General features: G+C 45.2%; 26 protein-coding genes. 4 read left to right on the top strand and 22 right to left on the bottom strand.

The features are described from left to right. Positions 1–149: 149 nt before the first annotated feature. The 4 genes from AKG39_RS07260 to AKG39_RS07275 form a co-directional block, all read right to left on the bottom strand. On the bottom strand, positions 150–443 hold the full coding sequence (locus AKG39_RS07260; RefSeq protein ID WP_050739717.1) for a YggT family protein: 294 nt from the start codon (positions 441–443) through the stop codon (positions 150–152). 374 nt (positions 444–817) lie between these two features. Continuing rightward, a complete protein-coding gene (gene leuD, locus AKG39_RS07265) occupies positions 818–1,339 on the bottom strand; it encodes a 3-isopropylmalate dehydratase small subunit (protein WP_050739718.1) in 522 nt (173 codons plus the stop codon). A 13-nt stretch (positions 1,340–1,352) separates the two neighbouring features. Next, positions 1,353–2,639, bottom strand: a complete 1,287-nt coding sequence (locus tag AKG39_RS07270; protein ID WP_050739719.1) for a 3-isopropylmalate dehydratase large subunit — start codon at positions 2,637–2,639, stop codon at positions 1,353–1,355. Positions 2,640–3,041: 402 nt separating this feature from the next. Further along, positions 3,042–3,710 (bottom strand): Crp/Fnr family transcriptional regulator, encoded by a 669-nt coding sequence (locus AKG39_RS07275; protein WP_050739720.1) that lies wholly within the window; start codon positions 3,708–3,710, stop codon positions 3,042–3,044. 111 nt (positions 3,711–3,821) lie between these two features. On the opposite strand from AKG39_RS07275, the gene AKG39_RS07280 reads away from it, so the two are divergent. From AKG39_RS07280 to AKG39_RS07290, 3 genes are all read left to right on the top strand, one after another. After that, positions 3,822–4,304, top strand: coding sequence for a permease (locus tag AKG39_RS07280; RefSeq protein WP_050739721.1), 483 nt, complete (start codon positions 3,822–3,824; stop codon positions 4,302–4,304). After that, positions 4,301–5,023, top strand: a complete 723-nt coding sequence (locus AKG39_RS07285) for a permease (protein WP_050739722.1) — start codon at positions 4,301–4,303, stop codon at positions 5,021–5,023. The genes AKG39_RS07280 and AKG39_RS07285 overlap by 4 nt, the downstream gene beginning before the upstream one ends. A 670-nt stretch (positions 5,024–5,693) precedes the next feature. Further along, the gene (locus AKG39_RS07290) at positions 5,694–7,541 is read left to right on the top strand and encodes a glycerophosphodiester phosphodiesterase (protein WP_050739723.1); all 1,848 of its coding nucleotides are present in this window, start codon (positions 5,694–5,696) and stop codon (positions 7,539–7,541) included. A 29-nt stretch (positions 7,542–7,570) separates the two neighbouring features. Here the strand turns inward: AKG39_RS07290 and AKG39_RS07295 are convergent, their stop codons facing one another. From AKG39_RS07295 to AKG39_RS07355, 14 genes are all read right to left on the bottom strand, one after another. Next, positions 7,571–9,625 (bottom strand): ATP-dependent helicase, encoded by a 2,055-nt coding sequence (locus AKG39_RS07295; protein ID WP_050739724.1) that lies wholly within the window; start codon positions 9,623–9,625, stop codon positions 7,571–7,573. A 9-nt stretch (positions 9,626–9,634) separates the two neighbouring features. Beyond that, entirely contained in the window at positions 9,635–12,298 is a 2,664-nt protein-coding gene (locus tag AKG39_RS07300) for a DEAD/DEAH box helicase (RefSeq protein ID WP_050739725.1), read from the bottom strand. A gap of 136 nt (positions 12,299–12,434) precedes the next feature. Beyond that, the gene (locus tag AKG39_RS07305; RefSeq protein ID WP_050739726.1) at positions 12,435–12,719 is read right to left on the bottom strand and encodes a helix-turn-helix transcriptional regulator; all 285 of its coding nucleotides are present in this window, start codon (positions 12,717–12,719) and stop codon (positions 12,435–12,437) included. Further along, positions 12,712–13,077, bottom strand: a complete 366-nt coding sequence (locus AKG39_RS07310; RefSeq protein WP_050739727.1) for a type II toxin-antitoxin system RelE/ParE family toxin — start codon at positions 13,075–13,077, stop codon at positions 12,712–12,714. The genes AKG39_RS07305 and AKG39_RS07310 overlap by 8 nt, the downstream gene beginning before the upstream one ends. Before the next feature lie 471 nt (positions 13,078–13,548). Beyond that, positions 13,549–14,943 (bottom strand): aminotransferase-like domain-containing protein, encoded by a 1,395-nt coding sequence (locus AKG39_RS07315; RefSeq protein WP_050739728.1) that lies wholly within the window; start codon positions 14,941–14,943, stop codon positions 13,549–13,551. A gap of 80 nt (positions 14,944–15,023) precedes the next feature. Further along, complete coding sequence (locus AKG39_RS07320) at positions 15,024–15,326, bottom strand: AzlD domain-containing protein (RefSeq protein ID WP_050739729.1); 303 nt, start codon at positions 15,324–15,326, stop codon at positions 15,024–15,026. Continuing rightward, on the bottom strand, positions 15,323–16,096 hold the full coding sequence (locus AKG39_RS07325) for an AzlC family ABC transporter permease (RefSeq protein ID WP_050739730.1): 774 nt from the start codon (positions 16,094–16,096) through the stop codon (positions 15,323–15,325). The genes AKG39_RS07320 and AKG39_RS07325 overlap by 4 nt, the downstream gene beginning before the upstream one ends. Beyond that, positions 16,071–16,208, bottom strand: coding sequence for a PhzF family phenazine biosynthesis protein (locus AKG39_RS20300; RefSeq protein WP_201780256.1), 138 nt, complete (start codon positions 16,206–16,208; stop codon positions 16,071–16,073). Before AKG39_RS20300 ends, AKG39_RS07325 begins: the two co-directional genes overlap by 26 nt. 193 nt (positions 16,209–16,401) lie before the next feature. Further along, complete coding sequence (locus AKG39_RS07330) at positions 16,402–16,692, bottom strand: nitrous oxide-stimulated promoter family protein (protein WP_050739731.1); 291 nt, start codon at positions 16,690–16,692, stop codon at positions 16,402–16,404. Next, positions 16,692–17,129, bottom strand: coding sequence for a hypothetical protein (locus tag AKG39_RS07335; RefSeq protein WP_050739732.1), 438 nt, complete (start codon positions 17,127–17,129; stop codon positions 16,692–16,694). The genes AKG39_RS07330 and AKG39_RS07335 overlap by 1 nt, the downstream gene beginning before the upstream one ends. 238 nt (positions 17,130–17,367) lie before the next feature. Beyond that, the gene (locus AKG39_RS07340) at positions 17,368–17,925 is read right to left on the bottom strand and encodes a 3'-5' exonuclease family protein (RefSeq protein WP_050739733.1); all 558 of its coding nucleotides are present in this window, start codon (positions 17,923–17,925) and stop codon (positions 17,368–17,370) included. A gap of 45 nt (positions 17,926–17,970) precedes the next feature. Next, positions 17,971–18,900, bottom strand: coding sequence for a DUF1848 domain-containing protein (locus AKG39_RS07345; RefSeq protein ID WP_050739734.1), 930 nt, complete (start codon positions 18,898–18,900; stop codon positions 17,971–17,973). 160 nt (positions 18,901–19,060) lie between these two features. Then, positions 19,061–20,434 (bottom strand): MATE family efflux transporter, encoded by a 1,374-nt coding sequence (locus AKG39_RS07350; RefSeq protein ID WP_050739735.1) that lies wholly within the window; start codon positions 20,432–20,434, stop codon positions 19,061–19,063. Between the two features lie 92 nt (positions 20,435–20,526). Continuing rightward, complete coding sequence (locus AKG39_RS07355; protein ID WP_050739736.1) at positions 20,527–20,985, bottom strand: MarR family winged helix-turn-helix transcriptional regulator; 459 nt, start codon at positions 20,983–20,985, stop codon at positions 20,527–20,529. Positions 20,986–21,093: 108 nt separating this feature from the next. Here AKG39_RS07355 and AKG39_RS20850 point away from each other — a divergent pair, with 108 nt between their 5' ends. Further along, a complete protein-coding gene (locus AKG39_RS20850; RefSeq protein ID WP_423230034.1) occupies positions 21,094–21,240 on the top strand; it encodes a DUF2252 family protein in 147 nt (48 codons plus the stop codon). A gap of 23 nt (positions 21,241–21,263) precedes the next feature. On the opposite strand, the gene AKG39_RS07360 is transcribed toward AKG39_RS20850, so the two are convergent. The 4 genes from AKG39_RS07360 to AKG39_RS07370 form a co-directional block, all read right to left on the bottom strand. Then, entirely contained in the window at positions 21,264–21,923 is a 660-nt protein-coding gene (locus AKG39_RS07360) for a cobalamin B12-binding domain-containing protein (protein ID WP_050739737.1), read from the bottom strand. Between the two features lie 11 nt (positions 21,924–21,934). Beyond that, positions 21,935–23,269 (bottom strand): PocR ligand-binding domain-containing protein, encoded by a 1,335-nt coding sequence (locus AKG39_RS07365; RefSeq protein WP_050739738.1) that lies wholly within the window; start codon positions 23,267–23,269, stop codon positions 21,935–21,937. A gap of 177 nt (positions 23,270–23,446) precedes the next feature. Beyond that, on the bottom strand, positions 23,447–23,650 hold the full coding sequence (locus tag AKG39_RS19730) for a hypothetical protein (RefSeq protein WP_126981293.1): 204 nt from the start codon (positions 23,648–23,650) through the stop codon (positions 23,447–23,449). A gap of 7 nt (positions 23,651–23,657) precedes the next feature. Then, complete coding sequence (locus AKG39_RS07370; protein ID WP_050739739.1) at positions 23,658–24,623, bottom strand: uroporphyrinogen decarboxylase family protein; 966 nt, start codon at positions 24,621–24,623, stop codon at positions 23,658–23,660. Between the last annotated feature and the right edge of the window lie 17 nt (positions 24,624–24,640).

Below are 24,640 nucleotides of genomic sequence, written 5' to 3' on the forward strand. Positions count from 1 at the left end.
CGTAATTATTTATGCCATGGGTATTCAATGGAGACGTTTCGTTTGTCATGTTCTCTTCACCGCCCCCTTTCCCCACAGCAAAAAAAAGGCAGCAAAACCAAATAAAGTTTTGCTGTCTTCTTTATTATTTTATGCTATATTGGTATTCTTCAATTCGTAGAAGAAGAAAAAATCTTATTTAAAACCCAACCGATCAAGGCCACAACCAGCATCGCAATCAGGGTTGCCGGCTCAAAGACAGCGGTGGCATTAATACTCGGGATGGGAATTTGGGCGAAAATGCCCTCAAAAATACCCACAAGCGGCTGAGTGATCATATAAACACCATTAACAATAACATTTCCCGGATTTGCACCCAGCAGTTTTAGAACCAGACGAATCAGCAATACCGCTTGAACTATTCCGACAACTAATCCAATAATCTTTCTTGCTCCTGAATTCATTTTTACACCTCTATTGCTAATCTATTTTTTTCAGTTAAAACACTTATCACCGACATCCATCGCTTTTCCCTCTTGATACCACCGACGGTCTTATCTTTGGCCTCATCAATTCTATCTTTTGGATCTGCTATAATTGAATTCTCCCTTAATACAATATTTTTGATACTATTTATATACCATATTTTTTAGTATTTATTCAGTCTATGTTTTATTTTTAGGGGTTTTATCTCACGAATATTTGGATGCGGTGGTACAAATTTCCTTTTGCGGTGTAGCCGGGTTGCCCATTGCCTTGCACCACCGAAAAAGAGAACTGCAAAACCAAAGTTTTGCAGTTCTCTTTTTAAATTCTAATGATTTAATGCCTGATTCTTTTAGTAATTCATTTCGGCGTAGCCGACCCAGCCGCCTTCTTTAACAAGGGTTTGATCAAACGCCCCGATTTTGAAGTCGATGGTTTCGGTTTTGCCGTCGGCGCTGATGATAATTTTATTGGCGTCTACATCAATTTCCATGGCGACGTCTTTTCCCGCATAATTGGCGAAAAGCGCATCGATGGTTTCTTTAGGCAGCTCAATGGCAAACATGCCGCAGTTGTACATATTCTGCCTGAAAATCCGAGCGAAGCTTTCGGCCAGCACGACGTTGATGCCGTTGACTTCCAGGGCCCAGGGCGCATGTTCCCGGGAAGAGCCGCAGCCAAAGTTTTCCCGGGTGACAATCACGGCTTTATCCCGAATGTCGTCCTTGTTGAAGCCGGTCATAACCAGATCTTCCAGTAAGTTTGGTTTTAAGGCCTCTTTGGTAATTTCGGTCAGGTATTTTGCGGGAATGATTTCATCGGTATTGATATCGCTTCGATCTAAAAATAATACTTTTCCACTAAATGTTTTCATTTTATGCCAGCTCCTAAACTTGATATAAATCGGAATTTGTGATGCTTCCGGTAATGGCGGTTGCCGCAGCGGTTGCCGGGCTCATCAGATGGACCATGCCACCCTTACCCATGCGGCCGTTGAAATTACGGTTGGTAGTGGACGCACAAACTTCCCCTTTGGCCAGGACGCCGTTGCTCATGCCCAGACAGGCACCGCAGGTGGGGTTGGTCACGCAGAATCCGGCTTCATGGAAAATTTCAATGATGCCTTCTTTGAGCGCCATGGAATAAATCGCCGGGGTTGCGGGGCTCACTATGGCCCGAACATTCTCGCTGATTTTCTTGCCCTTTAAGACACTGGCAGCGATGCGCAAATCTTCAATCCGGCCGTTGGTGCAGCTGCCGATATAAATCTGGTCGACTCTGGTGCCGGTCATTTCCTTAACTGTTTTAACCTGATCGGGTTTATAGCCAACCGTCACCATGGGCTCCAGATTTGTAACATTGTATTCGCAGATCCGTTCGTATTCGGCATCGTCATCAGATACCCATTTCGAATATTCTTTGAGGGCGTCTTCTTTGGTAGCGAACTCATCCTTGATGAATTCCCAGAGGTAGTCCACGGTAGTCATATCCGGGTAACAGATGCCCGAGGTACCGCCGGCTTCAATGGCCATGTTAGACAGGGTCATTCGGGATTCCATGGACATCGCATCCACGACCGGGCCGGTGAATTCTATGACCATATTGGTGGCGCCGTTGACGGTCAGCTCTTTAATGATAAACAGAATCAAATCCTTGGCGTAAACTCCAGGTTTTAATGAACCTTTTAGGACGATCTTAATGGTTTTAGGAAAATGGAAGGCACAGACACCCTTTAGAATCCCCACTTCCAGGTCGGTTGTCCCGATGCCGGCGGCAAAAGCCCCAAAGGCGCCATGGGTACAGGTGTGCGAGTCCCCCATGATGATGGTGAATCCCGGTCGGACAAATCCTTTTTCCGGAAAGATGGCATGACAAACGCCGTTTTTCCCGATATCAAAAAAGTCTTTAATGTCATGGCGTTTGGCCCAATCCCGGAGGATTTTTCCTTGTTCCGCGGTTTTTGAATCCTTGGCCGGGGTCACATGGTCGATGACGGCTTTAATTTTGGTGGGATCAAAGACCCGGTCCATGCCGCGTGCCATCAGATCTGTGATGGCGATTGGAGTGGTGATTTCATGGCAGAATACCCGATCCAGTTTTAACACATGGGTGTCCGGAAACGGCTCGTCGACCCGATGCGCATCAAATATTTTTTCAGCAATTGTTTTTCCCATTTTGTTCTCCTCGTTTTTTGATTCGTATTGATAGCATTATTATATAAGAAAACATATGATTTGTGAAATGAATGTTTTTGATCTCATCAATTCGTTTTACTGATTATATGAGTTTTGCACGAATGTACAACTTATGGTGTCTCCCTGGGGGGTATTATAACTTCCTGCTTTTAACTATATATTCATATGTGTCATTCACTATTATGACATAAAAGGTGTAACCTATCAATATATCCAGCGAAATCTGTATTAAAGATTTAGGCTAAACGGTGAAATTCCAATTGAAAACCTTTATCGTAATTCAAAAATTTCCCTAGTCTTATTATTAGGCCAAGGGGATTTTTTAATTACATCTGGGCAACTGTATGCCTGTCTTTAATATTTACGCGTTCTTTATCAATATCAGTAGCCTCGCTTTGTTTGTTCATTGAAATTTTTTATCACAATGCTGCGGTTGCTAAAATCAATGATCTCTTCGTCTTTTAATTTCTTTAATTCTCTGAACAATGAAGGTCTTTGAACGCCTAGATAATCGGCAAGTTCTCTTTTGCTGATAGGCAGAATAATGGTCGAAGATTTTTGAATCAGGGATTGTTGTTTCAGGTAGTACACGATATTTTCCCGAAGTTTTTTTTGCGTCATCATTGTGATTTTCCGATTCATGCTTTGAGAATTTTGGGACAATGATTTTATATAGTGCATTACGAAAGTGTAGTCATGTAAATACTCCGAAACCGCTTCTTTGGAAATGTGAAGCAGTCTGCAGTCAACCCGGCAATAGATGTTAAATGGATAGGCATGATTTTCTCCAAACAATAAATTTGCGCCGATTATGCTGCCCTTTTGAAACTCGAACATGGTTGTTGCCGAACCGTTTTCTGACAATGTATAGGCCACAACCCCACCTGATAGGACAATATCCAGGGTTTGACATAAGTCGCTTTGATTATAAACGGTTGCCCCTTTAAAATAGCTTTGAACATATAGGCAATGATTCATTAAATGTGTTTTAAGCAGTTCCATGCTTATATTTGAAAATATAGGAAGCTTTTGTATTTCTTCAGCCGTCATTATGTTCATCTCCTTTTTGATTATTATAACAAAAAGAAACATTGGTGTCTATATTGCAAACCGCCAATACTCTATAATCGTGTTATCAGTAAACACTTGAAGGAGGATTTAATGGATGTTTTTACTCTGTTAATATGGATCGGCACAGCTGTATTTCTGCTTGTTTCTTTTCAAAAGGATTCTGGAAAAACAAGACAGGCACTAAAAATGGCATTTGGTATGGGTAAAGGCATGATGGGAAGTATCCTGTCAATTATTTTTTTAATTGGTTTAATCCTGACTGTTTTACCACCGGAAAAAATTGCTGACTTTGTTGGCAATCAATCGTTAGTTACCGCCACATTAGTATCCGCTGCATTTGGTACGATCACGATTATTCCCGCGTTCATCGCGTTCCCGCTTGTCGGGACCTTGGTTAATGCAGGAGTTGGCATAGTCCCGGCGGTTGCATTCTTAACGACATTGACAATGGTAGGTATTGTCACTTTTCCACTTGAAAAACGTGAATTCGGATTAAAGTTCACCGCTGCCCGAAATGGTTTGAGTTTTGTCTTTGCCATTATTATTGCGTTGGTTATAGGGGTGCTTATATGACCGTTCTAAAAAAATTATACGACCATTTATTTGTTGTGGCAGTGGTAATTGCTTATGTCATCATGTTTATTTTACGACCGGGTATGGGAATTGATTCCCTCAAGAACAGTAGCTACTACCTTAAAGAAATGCTCTTAATTATGCCGGTCATCTTTGTCCTGACTGCACTTTTGGATTTGTGGGTACCAAAAGAAAAAATCATCAAATATTTAGGGACGGAAGCCAAAACAAAGGGTGTAGTGCTGGCCTTCGCTCTTGGCAGCGTATCAGCCGGACCGATTTATGCGGCTTTCCCAATGTGTGTCATGCTTCATAAAAAGGGGGCCTCGGTCCGCAACCTGGTTATTATTTTGAGTTCATGGGCAGTCATCAAGATTCCGATGCTTTTGAACGAAGTGAAGTATTTAGGGATAAAGTTTATGGTGATTCGTTATATTTTGACAATCATTGCAATCATCATTTTTTCTTGGATTACTGCAAAAATCGTGACGAAAGAGGACTTCCCTCAAACTGAAGAAATACCAGGTGGTCTTTCTGTTAACACGAGTGCCTGTATGGGTTGTCGGCTATGTACAAAGAATTATGCCGATCTTTTTAAAATGCAGAATAAGAAGGCTTTTGTTAAGTCTCAGGATGTTAAAATTGATATGGACCGACTTTTTACTACAATCAGCGCCTGTCCCGTCAATGCAATCACCTATGTTGAGACACCCCGATAAACTAAATATAGGCTGAGAGCGATGTTGCTTTCCAAGCGTCTTCCCAGCCTCGTTTATTAGTCTCCTAAGGACGACGGATTTGTAAAAATCTTTTTACAACCCGATATGATTGTTATACAAAGGTTTACGTTTTCTCTATTTACTTTTAAAAGTATGGTGTTATAATTAGGCCATATCAAAGATCAACTCAATCATTTTGAATAAATGATTACGACACTGGCCAATAAGATCAATAACCGACCCGAGGTTGAAGGAGAAATTTTGACTCGATGAAATAAGTTGATTTTGGCGGATAAAAAATTTGTATGAAAAACAGAGTTTGAATATTAAAAAGAGAAATCTTTTTAATCGAGTAGGAAAGTTCAACAGTGCGTGATGTTTATAAAAAAGTGAAAAAAAGATTTTTGATGATATCAAAAGAAGGAGTCCAAACGGATGACGACTGAGATTGTGAGCTAGGCCGATTTCGCAGGTACAATTGTGGAATCGGTTCTAGCTCTTTTTTGGCTTCAATTAATGCATTGTGAAACAAAGTTTCAAAAATTTACTTTATTTGTTGTTTCTTCTTGTTTCAGATACTCCCTCATGTTACAATCTCCAAAAGATCATATTTTGCTATGATTCTAAACTGTGTTTTTCTAAATTTTAGCTGTTGAAAGGATTGTATCTGATGGACAAAAACAAATCCGGATTATTATCCATTACCAGGGAAACCTTGTCGCTTCTTAAATTTAATTTTCGAATTCTAATCTTTTTCGAAGCCATCTATACCATGGTAGGCTCAATGGTTGTCTATCCGGGAGGTTTTTTTCTATTTAATAGCGTCATGTCTTTTTTGGGTTATCCTTATTTGAGCGGCGCTAATTTCACCCAGGCCTTAACCAATCCGCTGTGTCTGCTGACCTTTTTGTTTCTGGCGATAATTTTTGGCTTTTTTGCGCTGCTGGAATTGACGACCCTGATTCTGCTCTTTAATGAGAGCCATTTCCGCCGAAAAATACAATTGCTGCCATTATTAAAAGAAGGATTCAAACGAGCGATCACGATTGTTCGGCCTAAAAATTTACTTTTTCTTGTTTTTATCCTGGTTATTATACCGTTGACCGAGTTTTCCCTGTCTTCCAATTTCATATCTTCCATTTCAATACCTGGCTTCATTATGTCATATATTTCAGAAAACACGTTCTATTCCCTTGGGTTCACGGTCTTGTCTTTGATTTTGTTTTTACTTGCCGTTTACTGGATTTTTTCATTCCATTTTTTTACGCTTAATGGCCTCAGCTTTTTCGCGGCGGTTAAAAAAAGTTTCGTGCTGATGAAGGGTCACTTCTGGCGTTTCATCCTATACATTCTCTTCTGGAACATGCTGATATTAGTGTCGCTGCTGCTGGTTGTGATCATTCTAGAATTGATTACTTTCTTTTCACTGGAACAGCTCGACAACCATCCCCTGGGATTATCCATTTTTGTCGGAACTTTTGGTTTTTTTGTCTCGGGACTGTTTACCTTTTTTCAACTTATTGTGTCGTCCATGAATTTATCGATTGTATCCAATTTTTATTACGCCTATTCCCAATCTTCCCATGCATTTGTTTCAGCTGATCCTCTTATCAAAAACAATCGTCCTGCCCGACTAACGAAAAAGACCATCCTGACCATCAGCATTACCGCTGTTCTACTTATTGTAATACTAAACAGTGCCATTATTTTTAATTCCTTTAACGATATTTTCAATGATCGTTTTTTAACCGGTCCGTTAATTTCGGCCCACCGGGGCGCTTCCAACCTGGCCCCGGAAAACACCCTGGCGGCCTTGCAGAAAGCCATTGATGAGGGTGCGGATTATGCCGAAATTGATGTCGCCCAAACCAAGGATGGCATCATTGTCGTTTCTCATGACAATAATATCAAACGGATTTCCGGGCAGGATTTAAACATTTGGTCGTCCAACTATGCCGATATCAACGGTCTGGACATCGGCAGCTGGTTTGACCCCCAATTCCAAAACGAACGCATCCCCACCCTGGAAGAAGCCATTCTTCTTTGCCAGGATAGGATTCGCTTGAATATTGAACTTAAACCCACGGGACATGAATCCAGTCTGGTGGAGTCGACGGTTGCCATTATTAATGATCATCAGTTTCAGGATCAGTGCATTCTCGCTTCGTTGGATTACCCGACGCTGGAAAAGGTCGGAGCCGTGGATTCCCAGATAAAACGCGCCTATATTACGGCTGTGGCGATTGGAAATATTCAAACTTTGCCGGTTGATGCCTTAAGTGTGGAAGCCACCTTCGTCACGCCTGATTTGGTTTCGAATGCTCATCGCGCCGATAAGGAAGTCTATGCCTGGACGGTGGATTCGGAAGAATTGACGACGAAAATGGCGAAAATGGGAGTTGATAACCTTATTACCGATGATGTTGCTCAAACCCAGGCAATCATTGATGAAATGACTAAACCCCGAGAAATGATTGAGCGTATCAATAATTTTATCTTTGAAGATCTCGTTTTTTAGTTTCGCTTTTAAAATTTAAAATCACCGTCCTACAAATACTCCAGCTCACTGAACGCCTTGATAAATTCTTTGACGCCGTAATTTTCGAACTCTGCTTCGATCATCGTCTCATCCTCTTTCAGCACCGTGCCGATGCCGTACTTGTGATGGCGGACTTGTTTTTCCGGGACCGCAACGACGGTTTCGGCTGGCTCCGGCGCTTCGCTGCCCTCGCTTTGGGCCGCCTGAATCTGTTTCTTCAGGTCCTGCAAATTGACTTCCCCGCCGGCTTTGACTGATTCATTTTCGACCAGCTGGGGCGGGATCATGTTGATGTAGCGGCTTTCCCCGGCGATGACCCGGTAATCGTCGGGGTTGGTGTAATAGGACAGCTCCAGCACATCCTTGGCCCGGGTCATGCCCACAAAAAACAATCGCCGTTCTTCGGCTTCTTCGGCGGGGCTTTTCATATGCAGGGGGATCAGACCGTAATTGATGCCGGTGATGAAGACATAGGCAAACTCCAGTCCCTTGGAGGCATGGAGGGTCATCAGTTTAACCGAATCGGCCTGGCTGCTGATGTCCTTTTTCAGAATATTGATGCCGTACAGAGCCGAGGAATTGATAAAATCGGTAAGCCCTTCCAGAAAGGGCAGCTGCTTTTCCGCTACATATTCAATGATTAGCTGCAGCAGACCGTCAATGGCGGCCTTATCCTCCTGATAGGTGGATGCCGTCGGGCGAATCTGGCGGTCCAGTTCAAAATAGGTGTAAATCGTTGCGGGTGTGGTCATCTCCCCACCGTGGCTGACAAACCCGCGCATTTTTCCCAGCAGCCCGGACTGATTGGCCCCCGGGTCTTTTATTGTTTTTAGGGCCGCTTTTGCGGTTCTTTTTTCGCCGTAATCCTTATTACTCAGGACCTCGACACCAGAGGACCAGTCATTGGGATTGAGGGAAAAGCGCAGCAGCTTTATCAGCCAGTTGAGCACCGGGATATCCCGGATGGTTTTCTTCAGCGATACTTCAAAGGGAATCCCGTTTTTCAGAAACACATCTTCAAAAACCCGGGACTGGTTCTGGGTCCGGTAGAAGACGGCGATTTCACCATAGGGTGTCCCCTGCTGATGAATGGCGGCGATCCGGTCGGCCAGATAGCAGGCTTCGTTAAAGGGATTGTACTGGTTTTTGATAATGATTTTGCTGCCGGTTTCCCGGCTGCCGGTCAGATCGCTGCCGTCTCTTAGAAAACACTTGGCCGCTGCCAGAATCGATCCGCTGGACCGGTAATTAATGGGCAGGGACCGTTCCCGGGCATCGTATTGCTCCCGCAGGGCCGCAAACACGTTCAGGGTGCTGCCCCGCCAGCTGTAAATAATCTGGTTGGGATCCCCCACCGCAAACAGCCGGGTTTCGCTGCCTTTGAGCCGATTAATGAACTCCAGCTGGAGCTGATCGCTGTCCTGAACCTCATCGATGATGATCCACCGGGGCTTTTGCTGATCATTGGTCAATAGGGCCGTGGCATTCTGGATTAAATCCGCAAACGCCATCTTGTTCTGGCTGATTTTTTCTGCCCGCAGCAGCTCAACCAGCGTAAAAATATCATCCTGGTAGGGCGACACCTTCTGGGCTTCATCGGTGATGGCGGTGGCCTGTTCCAGCCTTTTCTTGAGCCGGTTTTTATATTTAACGGTCAGCTTCTTTTCCCGGATGATCCCCAGGGCAATATCCAGTTCTTCATCCGGAGCGATGACCAGAAAATCCCTGGTGTATCCCAAGTCTTGAACCGGTAACACGTCTTTGAGAAAATGCAGCGCGACGCTGTGAAAGGTGCCAAACCCGGCCAGATCGTCGGTGCAGATGCTATCGTCCGCCCGGAGCAGCCGCGCTTTGATTTCATTGGCAGCCTTATTGGTAAAGGTCAGCACAATCATATCCCGGTAGCGGATCTTTTTCGCTTGATGTAGATAGACAATCTTGGCAATCAGCACTGTGGTTTTTCCGCTGCCGACCTGGGCCTTGACAATGCAGACACCACTGTCATCCAGAACCGCGTCTTTCTGATAGTTGTTCAGCTTTTCCAGCTCTTTTTGATGCTCCATGGGCGCCTCCTATTCCACCAGATTTTTGTATCTTTTTTGCAATTTATTTTTCACATCATCCCGGTCATCAGCGGCGGGCTCGATGCTGACTTTAAGTTCGATCTCGGCCGGGGCCTCGGTGTAAAAGCTGATCATATTAATGAGGCTGCGTTTGTTGGTTTTTTCCATGACCCATTCCCCATAAAAATCGTGCTGGAGCATCAGCGTCAGCACCTGGCCGCTGACGGTCACCTCCGGCACGGCGCTTAAAAAGGCAGCCAGGGGGTCCCCTCTTTCCAGGATATAGGCACAGAATTCCGGCCATTTTTCCGGGAGTTCGTAAAAGCCAAAGGGCTTTTCAATGAATAGCGTCGGCGCATAGGCCACCAGTTTGATGCCCTTGGGCGCTTCCAGTTCTTCGAGAAAATTTCGCAGGCCCCAGAGAATCATGGCCTTGTCCAGATGATAGTCGCCGATACAGGCGGCGCAGCCATCCTTGCACTGGCAGCCGCTGACCATCTTAATGGCATTTTCGACGATCGGGGCAATCAGATCAAAGACCTTTTCGCCATAGCCGAGACCGCCGATGTACTTGTCGTAAATGAACAGATAAACCGCCCCGCTGAAATTTTCGCCGATTTCAATGGCGTTGTTGGACATGGCCACGCCGATGTCTTCCCGCTCGGTCATGGTCGCCATCATGGCCACACTTTTCAGGGCATGGCACAGCCCTTCGAAATGATTATTGCGGATCAGCTGACCATTCTGACTGTGCTGAAGCAGCCTGCGATAGACGTTCACCACGTTATCGGGAATCTTTAACCAGGTGCTTTCAGTGTCGTAATCCTTGGCCAGGGGTTTATCCAGCTGTTCAAAACCGAGGTTCTGATGGTTGTGAAACTGCAGTTTTTTATACATCAGCACCATTTCATCAACGTTGACATCCCCGAACGCCACGCCGAGGCGCTGGTATTCCTTTTCCTTGCCGGCTTTGATGATCCGGATATTGGTATGGCTACCGGGCATGGTGTAGTAATTGCCGTTAAAGGGAATGGCAAAGGCGGTGTGGCTTTCCAGATCCAGTTTGATGACCTGGTACTGGGCGCCTTCATGCATGTAAATGGCGCCGCTGTGAAGTTCCCGAAAGGCCTGCATCTCATCCATTTCGGTGATTTCGGTATTGTTTTCCTGGTTAATCAGTTTATATCGGGCTTTGTCAATGTTGCGCAGACTGAAGTCCCCGGCGGGAAAGGTATTGCCGGTCCAGGCAAACTTGCCGTTCATATTGGTTAACTCATTCGCCCGGATCAGCACCGGAATTGTTTCGCCCAAATCCGGGAACAGCGAAATATCATCCAGGGTCAGGGGAATCTCCGCTGCCGCCGCCCGGATATGGGCCAGCTGGATCAGCAGATTATTCTTGTCGATAACGGCATTTTCACTGCTGCTTTCAAACAGCCAATCGGGATTGATGGCGATGTACTGATCGAAGGGCAGATTATCGAGAATCAGATAATTGGTCGATTCCTTGCCGCTTCGGCCAGCTCGGCCGGTCTGCTGCCAGAAGGATGCCCGGGTGCCCGGATAGCCCACCAGCACAGTGGTATCAATTTTGCCGATGTCGATGCCCAGTTCCAGGGCATTGGTGGATACCAGTCCCTGCAACACCCCGGTGATCATTTTGTTTTCAATGGCCTTGCGCTCCAGCGGCGTATAGCCGCCCCGGTATCCGGATATTTTAGCGGTCAGGGAGGCGCCGAAGAAATGTTCGGTTTCCAGTTTATCCCGGGATTCTTTCAGTACCACTTCAACGTTCTTTCGGGATTTGGCAAAGGCGATAAAACTGTGATCATTTTCCACCAGCTCCGGGATCAGATCCGAGGCAATCTCGGTGACCTGGACCTGGCCGATGTATTGTTTGTCCGAGCCGATAATCTTCGGCGGCTGGACCAGCACGTATTTTCGCTGGGCCGCCGGCGAACCATCCCGGTCGATCTGAATAAATTGCTGCCCACAGATTTCTTCGGCCAGCTCCACCGGATTGGCGATGGTGGCCGAACTGCACAGATACTGGGGGGCCGCGTTATAGTAGCGGCAGACCCGCCGCAGCCGCCGAAAAACATTGGCCAGGTGGGACCCGAAGGCGCCGCGGTAGGTGTGGAGCTCGTCAATGACCACAAACTTCAGATTGGAAAAGATGAAATCAAAGCCGAATTTGCTGTGATTGGGCAAAAAGGCGCTGTTTAACATTTCCGGATTGGTTAAAATGATGTTGGCACTTTTGCGGATCCGGCTGCGTTCATTCACCGGGGTATCCCCGTCATAGACCCCGGCCGATACCCGGCTTTCCCCAAAATATTCAAGGTAAGGCAGAATCGCCCGGTACTGATCGCTGGCCAGGGCTTTGGTGGGATAGATGAAAATGGCTCGGGTCAGCGGATTGGCCAGAATTTCCTGGAGCACCGGCAGTAAAAAGCTCAGGGTTTTGCCGCTGGCCGTGGAGGTGGTGATGACGATATTCTGCCCTTCCATCCCCCGTTCAAACATCTCCGCCTGATGGCTGTACAGTTTTTTGATCCCTTTTTGCGCTAGAAAGGCGGCTAATTCCGGGGCCAGTGCGGCCGGATAAGCGACATACTGGGCCTCTCGCTCTTTGATGGTTTTGGTGTAGATGATTAAATCTTCTATCTTCATTTTTGACTGCTCCTGTTATAAATCTTTTCTATCTGTTATTGCATTTAATCCGATCAAATTGCTATTCAGGCTCTTTTAAAAAGACGAATCAAGATTCGGGGACTCAAAACCATCACTTTCTTTTGTAGCCCTCTACTCATCTGATCTCTATATGAATTTCTTTTCCCAGACTTTTTGCAACCTTGACCAGAAAGTCCAGGGATGGGTTATAAGATCCGCTTTCAAATCTTGAAATATTTGATTTTTGGGTTCCCACTCGTAGGGCTAATTCTTCCTGTGTAATATGTTGAGTATTTCGCGCCTCAATAATTTGTGATATTATTTCATAACGCGGTTTCAATTTTTCATATTCAACCTTAAATTCATCATCTTTCATTAATTGCTCTTTGATTACCTCAAACTTTATTCCTGCCTTACTCATCTTTACACCTTCTTTCATAATCAGTTTTATATTTCCGTGCTCTCTCTAATTCTCGTTCTGGTATCTTATTGGCTTTTTTTATAAATCCATTTAACAATACAAAAGTGTTTTCCTGAAAGCTAAAATAGAAGATTCTCGATATATCTGTTGAAAATTTAATTCTTAACTCATATATTCCTTTGTTGTTATTTCCTTTGATTGGTTTAACATATGGTTCTCTGAGCGCTGTCCCATGTTTTTTTAACAACTCAATTTCACTATATGCTTTTGCTCTCAATTTTGGCTGAAGTGACAATAAAAAATTCAATACCGGGACATCTCCGTTTTCTTTTTCATAAAATTCTACTTCATAATCCACTTAATTTTCTCCTAATATTATGTAATCTATTCTTGAATAATGTTATCATATTTGATAACATTATTCAATGTAATTATTGATAAAATGGGAGGTGACATTAGTATTTTGAAAGAATTTATAAAGCTTGCAGCCTGCAGTATACTTCAAAAGCAATTTATCGTACGGCCTTAGTATTGCAATTACCTGCATTATGACGTTTATATCATTCATTATAGATTTATTGCCGGGTTTTGCAAAGTAGGCACTTTTTTGTAACCATTGATACTTAAGCAGACCCGGTTACCGTTTGGCCGTTTCTAGTCCCCTATTTCCAGAAAAATTTTAATCAACAGATCATCAACATGCAAAAAAAACAACCGCATAACAATTTCAATGCATTGTTATACGGTTATAAATTTATTACGGAAAAAGTTTATCATTTTATAATCAAAGCAACAGTGTTTGTCATCGCCTAATGGCATGGTTGGCCCTCTATTTCCTATCCGCCTTTTTCAACAGATCCCCAATAATTTCCAGACCCGCAAGCAGTTCATCATTGCTATTGGCTGCCCCCACTGCCAGACGCACCGCCGCAACCGGTTTAACATTCCCGACAGCAAAACGTTCTGCGGCATAGACTTGAACCCCGGCGGCCTGGGCCAGGGATTCAAAGGTGTTGCCGGTTATCCCCTTGGGCAACAACAGCCAGCGGAAAATACAGTCTGCTGATCCCAGCACCCGGTAACCGGATAAAGCCTCATCGATGAGCTGATTCCGCACTCGGGTCAGTTGCCGCCGGTTTTCGATTAACCGGTCGGCGTTTTTAGACACAATCATCCGGGATGCAATTTCCGACAAAAATGGTGAAACCGATAAGTTGATGTTATACATAGCCGTGACAAGGTCTTTTTTGTATTGTTCTGGGGAAACCATATAGGCCAGCCGCAAACCCGGAGCAAACACCTTGGACAGGCTGGCGATGTAAATGGTCTGGTCCGGAGCATAGGAGGCCACCGCATTTTTCGGGGTCTGATTTAACAGGCTGTAAATCACATCTTCCAGAACAATCAGTTTCTTTTCCCTGGCGATTTCGCCAATGGCCTGTCGCCCGGAATCCGACATGCTGTGAGTAGTGGGGTTCTGAAAATCCGGCATGATATAAAGGCCCTTGATGTTTTCGTTTTTACAGGCATATAAAATCCCATCGGCACTCATTTCACCATTTTTCTGACGAATGGGGATCAGCTGAATTCCCAGCATTTTGGCAACTGTCTTAATGCCCGTATAGGTCAGGGGGTCCGTTCCGATGCGGTCCCCGGGATGAAACAGACCCGAGAGAATAACGGCAATGGCGTTTTGTCCGCCATTTGTAGGGAGCAGTTTATCGGGGGTGGTTTGATACCCTGCCTGGGCAATGAGTTTGACCGCCGCATCCTTGTGCCAGGACGTCCCTTCGGTTGGGCCATACTGAAACAGTATGCCAAAATCCGGTTCGGTGATCATTTTTTCGATAAGCCCGGTGATTTCTTTATAGGCCACCGCTTCGGGAAAAACCGACCCCATTTCAATGACAGTCCTGGTTTTTGGTGAGGGCAAAAGACAGAGATTGGCCGTGGCATCATAGGCGACAAAGGTTCCGCTGCCCACGGTGCTGCTGAGCAGCCCTTTCTGGGTGCACTCCTTAAACGCTCGGGAAACCGTACTCACGTTGATATCCAGATAGTCCGCCAGCTCTCGCTGGGGCGGCAACCTGGTTCCCGGCAGCAGTACCCCGGTTTTTATATCCTCCTCCAGCTGTCTCACCAGCGATACGCAAAGACGTTCATTACCCGCTGCTTTCTTAGGTTTCCAGCTCATGGGATAGTTTTCAAAAGAATTGATCGACAAGCCGACACCTCCTCGTTAATTAGTCACACAATTATATCATTGTCTGCATCCTGACTCAACCCTGGTTTGGCCTGCACCCATCACAGCAGTAAATAGGCCAGCATCACCGCAACCACCGCTCCCAGAATTATCAGCATGATTGGCGCCTTTTTCCAGCTTAATACCATCGCGGTTACAGCCCCGGCAATGCCAATCCAGATGTTAGTACCGTCCATCGTCAAAACCCCCGGGAATACCAGGGCAGTCATAGCTGTATAAGGAATCAGGCTTAAAAACCGTTCGGTTTTTACCCCAAATCGCAACTTTTCCACCAGCAGCACCGGAATGACCCGGGGGATGTAGGTTACCGCTGCCATACCAAGGATCAGTAAAAAAATATTCATATGGATTCTGTCCTTTCCCGATGAGTTTCCGGCAGGATTGCGGTTTCGCCCTCTTTTTCATCACTTAAAATATAAACGCCGATAACTGCCCCGATTAATGTGGCGCTGATGATGGTCCATGCGGAATCGAGAATAAAGCGCATGGTAAAACTGAACACCGCCGTCAGAAACACCACGGCAGTCAACCGAAGATTTCCTTTTAGGCTGGGAACCAGCAAACCGATAAACATGGCATACATGGTGATATTTAAACTATTGGCCAGAATGGGCGGTAGAATGCTTGAGGCCGCACAGCCCATTGCCGTGCCGATCACCCAGGAGGAATACGTCACAGTGATCAGACCGAGAAAATAATAAACCGAAGCTTTTTCCTCGGATGTGGTAGTGAAGATTGCAAAGGACTCGTCGGTCACCCCGAATGCTGCCAGTAACTTCAGCGCCGTATTATCTCCTTTTATGCGATTCATTACGCAGGTGCTCATAATCAGGTGGCGCAGATTAATGATAAAGGTTGCCAGCAGAATAGTCAGGATGCCGGTGCCCTGATCGGCCATGGTCACTGCAATCATCTGGCTGGAGCCGGCAAACACCATCGCCGACATCATGACCGCTTCCCAAGAGTACAACCCCGACTGTAGCGCCATGATTGAAAACGCAAAGGCCACCGATATAAACCCGATGACCACCGGCAGGCCCGCTTTCATGCCCTGGAAATACTGCGCTTTTCTGTTCCCGGGATTATTTTCAGATAAAGAGTTCTGCAATGGCATAAAGCACCGCCTTTCCGGACAGACTGATCCGATCCTGGTACATATTACAGACCCCTGCCGGATTTCCTTCAAACACATGCTCTGCAAATGCGTCGACGACATACTGTTTCATTTTTACACCTTTCTGATCTTTCTACTTAAAAACTATATTTTCAAGACTTTAATCACAGGATTTTTATTTCCGATACCATGGCTGTTAATTCATTCTAACATAGTCAATGGAACCATATAATGTAAAAATTGTGTGCAAAACAATTTAGCTGGCAAGCTGATAAATTCAGACGTAAAAAAGCATCTGCTGTTCGCTATGACAGCAGATGCTTAATAACCATTTTAGGATCATAAAAAATCATCCGTGGCCCACAAAAACGCATGACCTTTCGAATCGCTTCCTTTTTTTCTTTGGTGTAACAGTGGGTGGTGCATTGATTGCAAAAGCCCTTGTTCTCACTGTATCTGCAATGATCCAATCGGCTCAAGGCATATTCCAGAAGTTCTGCGCAGTCATCGCACAGCTGGTTGGAGTTGTGATTTTTTTTGCAGTAAATTTTTATCATTAGGGTAAGTGTGCGTTTTTCGTTCTCGATTTTTTTCATCATGTCTCCTGTTGATTGAGTGATTCGGTAAATAAACTCTTAAACAGAAAGAATCCCGTAAAAATCGGCGTCACATAATGAAAAAACTCCAGATATCCTGATTGATAAAAGATGAGAATTCCCAAAATTGGAAATGTACCCAGGATTGAAATTACAAACCATCCTATTGCGATTAGAAAGGGCGGGGTCGAAAAGCTGAAACCCGGCCAATTTTTAAAGTTCAGAAAACTGAGCAACACTCCCAAGAAAAACCATTGGAAAAATGTAATGCTGTAAAGCCTGATGATATGCACTCGAAGTGAGGTGACAGTAATTGCGGCCATCGTATTAAGATCATTTTGATGACTATCGAACAGGTTTTTCATGAGGATGAAAAATAGCATATAGGCCAGAATCACACCGGTCTGAATCAACAGAGAGAGTTTTTTGTTTTTCATGTGCCCCTTCTTTCTCTTCTTTAAATAGTGAAACAAAATTTTTTAAATTTATTTTATTTGTCATTTCCCATTGTAACCCTAGCCATTATGCCCGTCAATTAATAATCCCTGTAAATATTCACAGTCCTTTCTCCTATGCCGTAGGGGTGTTTCGTTTCTCCTCTCATACATCTTACAAAAAAGAACCCGTTTCCAGCCAGGGCTTCCGGCTAAAAACGGGTTCTTCCATTTATTCACTTCATATCTTCGCCAAGATGTATTTATCTATTTCATGGTCAAGCAACTTCATAATCATCAACTCGTCGATCGCGTCAGTCAGAGCGTTGTGCAACTCGCAGTACTCCGACTCCTCGCTTAACATCCGGTATACGCTCTCCACGCCGTAACCTCGCTTCAATCTGCCGGTGCCGCAGCATTCGGCCCAATCGGGGATGCTGGGATTGTGCTGTCGATACGCCGCCACCTTCATAATGTCATACCAATCAAGATGGCTTAATTCCGGCAGATGACGGCAGTCAAATACGGCGTTATAAGCAAACATAGCAGTGGCCTCATGATCTGAAAGAAAATGTCGTAATTCGACCATTACCGTTTCTCGTGAACACTCAAGGTCAGGCGTGATGCCATTGGCATATAGGGCGTATGTATACATACCGCCGTGATCTTTAAACGGCGTGAGGATGTAATAGCGTTTGTCGACCAACTCGAAGGTCACAGAATCGGCTATGACAATCCCGATGGACATAACCGCATCATCCCAGGTAGTTTCTGTATCAATTACGGCAAATCTGCTCATCGTTTTCTCCTTGTCTTCGGCTTAATTTAAATTTTGTCCCAATTTTCAAAATAACCTCAATTGCCCATCCACATAGGACACCTGTTTGGCTTCTTTGATGATATCCCCGTCCATAAAGCCACCGATTAAAAATGGGGATTTTGCGTCGTGGTTGGCCATGTTATGCCTGACGGATTTGTTATCGTGATTGGCATAGCAGTAAAGACAGCCGTGTCCACAGGTGTTGTAAACACCGATATCACTGCCAAGCAAACAGTCACAGCCGTCCCGGGTTTCATGGCGGTTCCTGGGTATCTTCAGGGTGGTCCCAATGGCCCGTTCCAGAACCGCCTGGGTCATGCAGCCGGAACAATCCACCTCAAAGTGCTGCAGATCCGTGCCTTCACAGCAGGTTCGCAGGGTCATCTTATATTTTCTGGCGATGGCGGCAAATGCCTGTCCGATGATCTGCCGTTCTTCGGCTGTTACAGCCTGGACGCCCTGGAAATTTCGCAGGGTCTTTTTGTACAGATCAATAAAACTGATCACGCAGTGATCAGTGTAGCCGCTGAGGCCACTAGCCATCCGCTCAAAACTTTCCAGATGAAAAGCCAGGGGGTATTGCTTGGAAATAAAAATCGGATCATACCGCCATCCGATGGATTTGAGACTCACCGCATCCGACAACTGCCGAAAGGCCTGCATAACCTGCTCACTGTCGGGCACATGAGGTTCAATATCCCGGCCATAGGGTGTAATGGTCACAAACCAGTACTGTTTGAAGGTTCTAATTTCGCCCAGACGTTCAAGCATGGGCTCTGGATTTTTTGTACAGAAGGCCAGACAATCCACCACCTCCGGACTGAGACGGTACTTGATGACCTGCTGAGAATAGTATGGATTTCGGACCAGGACTGTGCCTGCCTGGATGCGATTGTAAAACCATTCACTGAAGAATGCCGGGATATCGGTTCGATTACCGGTATTAAGTATCATAGAAACTCCTAAGGACTTTTCTATGTATTATAACATTTATTTCAGAATAATAAAATCGATTGCTTAAATACCTGAACAGCCATTTCTCCTCGTTGTTGATCTATTAGCCGCCGACCCAGTCAAAACATCCCCATACCTTTCCTCATTTTCAGCGCTGTCTTCACCCGTCCACTTTGACAACCGACTGATCGGGAAGAATTTTTCCATTCTTTTCATTTTGCACCAGGATGGCCACCATAATAATCGAACAAATATCTGCGATGGGTTGGGCCATAATCAAGCCGTTAAGACCAAAAGCCATGGTAAAAATAAAAACCAGCGGCAGGAAAAAGGCTCCCTGACGACCGACGCTGATGAGTCCGCCTTCTTTTCCCCTACCCATTGCAAGGAACCGGGTGCCGTGTATCACCTGATAAGCCATCCCCAAAAATATCACAGCATTGGCAATCAAGGCCGTTGAGCCGATATTAATGACCTGAGCATCATCCTGACTGAATCCTGTAAGAATTGGATTTCGAAACACAATCAGAAGGGTGGTACTGATCAAGCAATAGACCATTCCCCAGATCAGTACCGTTCGGGTTGCCTGTTCCGCCCGTTTCATATTTCCGGCGCTGAAATTATACCCCAGAAACGGCTGATACCCTTTGAGAAAACCAAAAATCATCATACTCCCAAGGGACATGATCCGGTTTACAATCCCCAGGGCGGCAACAGCAGCATCCCCAAATCCGGATGCCAGAAAATTAGTGATTCCCATAGTCAAACTGCTGAGCAGCTGAAAAATCAGCATCGGAATTCCGACTTTCATGATTTCACGGAATAAATGAACTTCCGGTTTCCAGTTGGATAATTTAAAGGTCAACATGCTTTTCCCGCTAAACAGATAAACCAGATAAAGGACAAAAGACACCAGTCTTGCTACCAGGGTGGCGTAGGCTGCTCCCTGGACACCCCAATTCAGTAAGATGATAAACACCGGATCCAGCATCATGTTGATAAGTCCTCCTGCGAGCATGGCAATCATGCTTTGCATGGCGGCACCTTCAGCTGTGATAATATTGTTCACGGCAATATTAAAGACATTAAAAGCCATGCTGATGATGATAATCATCGCATATTCTCTGGCAAAGGGCAGAATGGTGTCGGTTGCTCCCAGTGCCCTCAGAATCGGATCCAGAAACAGACCCATTGCAATCAGCAGCACGGAGCCCAGCAAAACAGCGCTGATGATTGCGGTTGTTGCACACTGACTGGCTTCCTTGTAAGCTTTGATTCCCAATAATCGCGCAATATAGGAAGCCGCGCCGGAACCGAATAACAGACCGATACCCAGCAGAATCATCTCCAGCGGATAGACCACCGACACCGCACCGATCTGGGCTGTTCCAAGTTTTCCCACAAAAAAAACGTCCACCAGATTATAGAGCGCCGAAACCATCATACCGATCATCGTGGGTATCCCCAATGTCAGCAACGCTTTTGAAACCTTTTCTTCTTTCAGTAAATAGATCCGAGAACTGATACTTTTCATAAAATACCTCTTTCATTGTATTGCTGCTATATTGTATATGTACTATACTTCAAGATCCAAAAGAATGGCTGCAATCACAGCCACTTTTATTGCTATTTCGATTGTTTTAACTGAATATCCAGAATTTTGTCAAATTCAATCAAAATTTTCTCCATCTCTTTCATTGTTTCTTCCGGCATTTTGCGCATCGTTTTAAAAAACAGATTATTGGTCTCCTCGTGATACCGTTGGTGGGCTTCATAGGCTGCCTTCCCGGATTCCGTCAGAGACAGACAGACTTCTGTATCGGAAACCGGAGAAACCTCTTTCCGAATCAGACCTTTATCCACCAGCTTATAAATCATCTGCGATGCTGCGCCTTTTGTAATACCTTTTTTCTGAGCCAATGCCGTAATATTCAGACCAGGTTTGTCCCCCACTTCCACAACTGTATGAATCTCAGTCCGGGTTAAAATGAGATCTGTTCCGAAATAGCGTTTTTTGTTTTCTGCCTGATTGTATTTATGAATAATTCGTTCCATCAGTGAGGATAACTGTCTAAAATCACCCATCGTCTTACCTGCTTTCTTTTTGTATAGCACCTATACAGTATAGTAAATCACAATAACTGCTTTGTCAACACTTTTTTTACAGATGAAACCTAGCAGCAATTGAGATAAATTAACAATGTCCACGCCCAGAGGCCTAACGTCAACTGGGTCGCCGGTTATATGGGTAAGTCCGATGGCTTCGAAAAAACCATAGTGAAGTGGTGCTATGACTACTCCCGACAGGTTTATGAGGATTTTGAAGCGTTTGTGAAGTAAGGGTATCAACCTAAAACCAGTATTTAAATTGTATACTTCCCGATCCGGTTGTTGACCAGATCCCCCACTGCTTCGGTAGCTTCAAAAAGGTCATTGGCATAGGCATCCGCTTTGATCCGCCCGGCATATTCGGCGGTCACCGGGGCACCGCCCACAATGACTTTCACCTGGGACCGAAGTCCCTGTTCAACCAGGGCATCCATCATATTATCCAGTTCCGGCAGGGTGGTGGTTAAGAGCGAGGATAAGGCCAGCACATGGGGTTTATGCATCCGAATCGCCTCAACAAAGGTTTCTACCGGTACATCAATGCCCAGATCGATTACCGTGTAACCGCTGCCCTGAAGCATCATGATTACCAGATTTTTGCCAATATCATGAAGATCCCCGGCTACGGTGCCGATGGCCACAATGCCTTTGGTGGCACCGCTAAACTTTGAAAGAATCGGTTCCATCACGTACATGGCGGCGTGGGCCGCCCGGGAGGCCATTAACACATCGGTTACATAGATTTCCCCATCATACATTTTCTGCCCCAGATCCTTAAAGGCCGGGTTAATGGCCGTTTGGATGATCGTATCGGTTCGAAGCCCCTGGTTAAGGGCGACCTTTGTTTTGTCCATGGCGATCTGAGTCTCCCCGTTTTCGATGGCCTGCTGTAATTCATCTAATACTTTTTTCATTTTCTGCACCCTTAACGTTTATGATATTTTCGGAATTGAGTTGGAGTGATCCCTTCAAATTTGCGAAACACTTTGGTGAAATAACCGGCATCAATATAGCCCACGGTTTCGGCGATTGACTGAATCTGATAGTGGGGATTAAGCAGCAGTTTCTTGGATTTTTCAATCCGTACCTTCAGCACGTAATCCATGAGGGACAACCCCAACTGCTCCTTAAAGATTCGGCCGGCATAGCCGGGACTGAGACAGGCTGCATCAGAAATCTCTTCCACCGTCAGATTATGCTGATAGTTGCTTTCAATAAAGTCGATCAATAGCTTGATATTGGGATTTTTCGGTTTAACCGCGGTCGCAGCCATATGTTCCAGATAAGCATCCACTGCTTTTGATGTGATGACACTGATATTTTCGATGGAATCAGTCTGATAAATCTGACTGATGGCATGATTATTGATTTCCATAAAAACGGGCATGTCCAGCCCCATCTGATTGACCACCCGGGACAGCATCACCAGCAATTCGGTCATCTTTGCCCGCATCACCACCAGGTTCTGATGGGCTTCATAGCGCAGCCCAGAGATCAGCCCTTCCAAAAAGACTTTCGATTTTTTTCTGTTATTCTGGAGCTGCACAATGATTTCGTCTTCGTCAATCAGTGAGAAAGCAACCGTACTTTCCCGATGTTTTTCCAGGGATTTTCGGCTTTCAATTTCGGCATGATAAAGGGTTCGCTGTTTGGCAAATTCCCGGGACTGCTCATAATTCTCCCAGCCGGCTTTCATAATATAATTGGCCACGACATACAGCAGGTAGGCCGAGGCCTGGACCTGGTTGCCGGTGACAACGGCCAGTTCCCCCACCGCTTCAAATAATTCTTCAAAATCATTGGTCAGGGATTGATTCATTTTTCGCAGTTCAATCCAGAAAAATTCTTCCGGCTCCCACATCAACACCTGCCCGCAGATGATCGTGCCAACATGCTCACCGTTTAAGATAATCGGCGCCGCCCATTCAATCAGTCCGGAGGGACAGCGAAAAATATAGGGCTCGGCAAACAGTGCCGCCTGTTTTCCGGCCCGTTTGTAGGCCGCCTGGCAGCGGTTTTTGCCACCTTCCAGACTGTAGATAATCCGGCAGAATTTACAGCATTTCTTGATCCCTTTGCGCGGAAAAATAGAAACCCCTTCCCCATCGACGATATTGGCCATTAAGCCGGTGGTGGTCGTAAAGGCGTCAAGAATTTCCTGAAGGGTTTTGATGTCCACCAGGTCGCTGATGCGTTTTTGATGGGGTTGCTGCCCTTCACTTTGAAGACTTTTGATTTGTCGGTTTTCAATTTGATCCATCTGTGTGTCCCCTGGTTTATTTAGACTTTGCAATGGTTTCAGTATAGCATCTTTTTCCATAAAACAGAATTAAAATTGGCAGACCGCTTAAAAGATTGTCCTGCGGCACAATGACGAAAACAACACGGCGCATGTCTCTGCGGTGCTGTTTTCGTTTGGTTGTTTATGTGTTTATTATTAGTCGCCTGCGGCCCGCTTTCGCTGATACATCAGCAGACCGATAAAGCCGCCCATAAAGCCACTGATCAAGCCGCTGAGGCCGTTTCCGATGGCATTGGCCAGAATTGTTTCGGGCATTGGGATCAGCAGCCAGTTCATTAGAAAGCTCATGATAAATCCCATTATCCCGCCGATTAATCCTGTTATTAGAGCAGTCTTCATCAACTCTTTAGAGCTTTTCGACGCCATGCCAGGCTTCAATCATTGGACCTAACCGCGAATCGCCAACAAAAAGCGAATTTCCATTTTCATTCAACAGTGTCGGAAATAATATAAAATTGCCGTTTTTTCCATACTGTTTGGCACAGCGGATCGACTCCGCAACCACCTCTTCTGTTGATGCGCCAATATAGCTGGCTGGTCCCGAAGAATCCCATCCTCCTTCGACAAGTAGTTGTCCATGATACTTGTCCATAATTCCTTCCAGGTCGTTGCTGATCTGTGCCGAACTCCAGATTTTGGCCCCCATTTCCACGTAATCTTCAATAATCTTTTCGCATTTTCCGCAGGTATGCTGGCAAAAAATCACGCCTCTGGAAGTTACTGCTTCAACAATTCGTTGATGAGCCGGTTTGATGACAGAACGATAAACGGCTGGTGACATGAACAGCCCATTGGCAGTTGCTAAATCATCTAGATAGGTAATCACATCCGGCTGATAAGCATCGATGAAACGATTAAGACAGGCAATCTTATAGTTAGCAAACGCTTCAAAGAATTCCCGGCAGGAGTCGGGATCTTCAACCAGTGAACAAAGGGTATTTTCAAAGCCCATAAACGCAGCCAGTCGTTCAAATAATCCGGTGGGGCTGTACACATTGACAATGATTTCATCCCGATTCACATCCGCCAATTCAATTTTTGCCGCTTCTTCAATCCCCAGCGAATCCACATCCGGAAATTTTACATAATCTTTCCAGTCAGCAATATCTTCAAATAAAAACTTATTTGGCTCTGGCATCTCCCCTTCTTTTGTTACTATCCAATTGACACCAAACACATCCAATCCGCCGATCAATGGTTGATCAGCCCGGTCAGCTCCGAAAACACATATTTTATATAACTCCATGATATTGGGAATAAACTCCGGCTTTTTGCCTTCCAGCATCGCAAAAAAATTCTCTCTCTGATTCATTTATGTATCCTCCCCTT

The sequence above is a fragment of the Acetobacterium bakii genome, assembly GCF_001263355.1.
GTDB classification, from domain to species: domain Bacteria; phylum Bacillota; class Clostridia; order Eubacteriales; family Eubacteriaceae; genus Acetobacterium; species Acetobacterium bakii.

What these genes read in the sequence shown, in the direction of transcription:
- AKG39_RS07260 (WP_050739717.1), bottom strand. Translation starts at nt 443, where the DNA reads ATGAATTCAGGAGCAAGAAAGATTATTGGATTAGTTGTCGGAATAGTT.
- leuD (WP_050739718.1), bottom strand. Translation starts at nt 1,339, where the DNA reads ATGAAAACATTTAGTGGAAAAGTATTATTTTTAGATCGAAGCGATATC.
- AKG39_RS07270 (WP_050739719.1), bottom strand. Translation starts at nt 2,639, where the DNA reads ATGGGAAAAACAATTGCTGAAAAAATATTTGATGCGCATCGGGTCGAC.
- AKG39_RS07275 (WP_050739720.1), bottom strand. Translation starts at nt 3,710, where the DNA reads ATGACGGCTGAAGAAATACAAAAGCTTCCTATATTTTCAAATATAAGC.
- AKG39_RS07280 (WP_050739721.1), top strand. Translation starts at nt 3,822, where the DNA reads ATGGATGTTTTTACTCTGTTAATATGGATCGGCACAGCTGTATTTCTG.
- AKG39_RS07285 (WP_050739722.1), top strand. Translation starts at nt 4,301, where the DNA reads ATGACCGTTCTAAAAAAATTATACGACCATTTATTTGTTGTGGCAGTG.
- AKG39_RS07290 (WP_050739723.1), top strand. Translation starts at nt 5,694, where the DNA reads ATGGACAAAAACAAATCCGGATTATTATCCATTACCAGGGAAACCTTG.
- AKG39_RS07295 (WP_050739724.1), bottom strand. Translation starts at nt 9,625, where the DNA reads ATGGAGCATCAAAAAGAGCTGGAAAAGCTGAACAACTATCAGAAAGAC.
- AKG39_RS07300 (WP_050739725.1), bottom strand. Translation starts at nt 12,298, where the DNA reads ATGAAGATAGAAGATTTAATCATCTACACCAAAACCATCAAAGAGCGA.
- AKG39_RS07305 (WP_050739726.1), bottom strand. Translation starts at nt 12,719, where the DNA reads ATGAGTAAGGCAGGAATAAAGTTTGAGGTAATCAAAGAGCAATTAATG.
- AKG39_RS07320 (WP_050739729.1), bottom strand. Translation starts at nt 15,326, where the DNA reads ATGAATATTTTTTTACTGATCCTTGGTATGGCAGCGGTAACCTACATC.
- AKG39_RS07325 (WP_050739730.1), bottom strand. Translation starts at nt 16,096, where the DNA reads ATGCCATTGCAGAACTCTTTATCTGAAAATAATCCCGGGAACAGAAAA.
- AKG39_RS20300 (WP_201780256.1), bottom strand. Translation starts at nt 16,208, where the DNA reads ATGAAACAGTATGTCGTCGACGCATTTGCAGAGCATGTGTTTGAAGGA.
- AKG39_RS07330 (WP_050739731.1), bottom strand. Translation starts at nt 16,692, where the DNA reads ATGAAAAAAATCGAGAACGAAAAACGCACACTTACCCTAATGATAAAA.
- AKG39_RS07335 (WP_050739732.1), bottom strand. Translation starts at nt 17,129, where the DNA reads ATGAAAAACAAAAAACTCTCTCTGTTGATTCAGACCGGTGTGATTCTG.
- AKG39_RS07340 (WP_050739733.1), bottom strand. Translation starts at nt 17,925, where the DNA reads ATGAGCAGATTTGCCGTAATTGATACAGAAACTACCTGGGATGATGCG.
- AKG39_RS07345 (WP_050739734.1), bottom strand. Translation starts at nt 18,900, where the DNA reads ATGATACTTAATACCGGTAATCGAACCGATATCCCGGCATTCTTCAGT.
- AKG39_RS07350 (WP_050739735.1), bottom strand. Translation starts at nt 20,434, where the DNA reads ATGAAAAGTATCAGTTCTCGGATCTATTTACTGAAAGAAGAAAAGGTT.
- AKG39_RS07355 (WP_050739736.1), bottom strand. Translation starts at nt 20,985, where the DNA reads ATGGGTGATTTTAGACAGTTATCCTCACTGATGGAACGAATTATTCAT.
- AKG39_RS07360 (WP_050739737.1), bottom strand. Translation starts at nt 21,923, where the DNA reads ATGAAAAAAGTATTAGATGAATTACAGCAGGCCATCGAAAACGGGGAG.
- AKG39_RS07365 (WP_050739738.1), bottom strand. Translation starts at nt 23,269, where the DNA reads ATGGATCAAATTGAAAACCGACAAATCAAAAGTCTTCAAAGTGAAGGG.
- AKG39_RS19730 (WP_126981293.1), bottom strand. Translation starts at nt 23,650, where the DNA reads ATGAAGACTGCTCTAATAACAGGATTAATCGGCGGGATAATGGGATTT.
- AKG39_RS07370 (WP_050739739.1), bottom strand. Translation starts at nt 24,623, where the DNA reads ATGAATCAGAGAGAGAATTTTTTTGCGATGCTGGAAGGCAAAAAGCCG.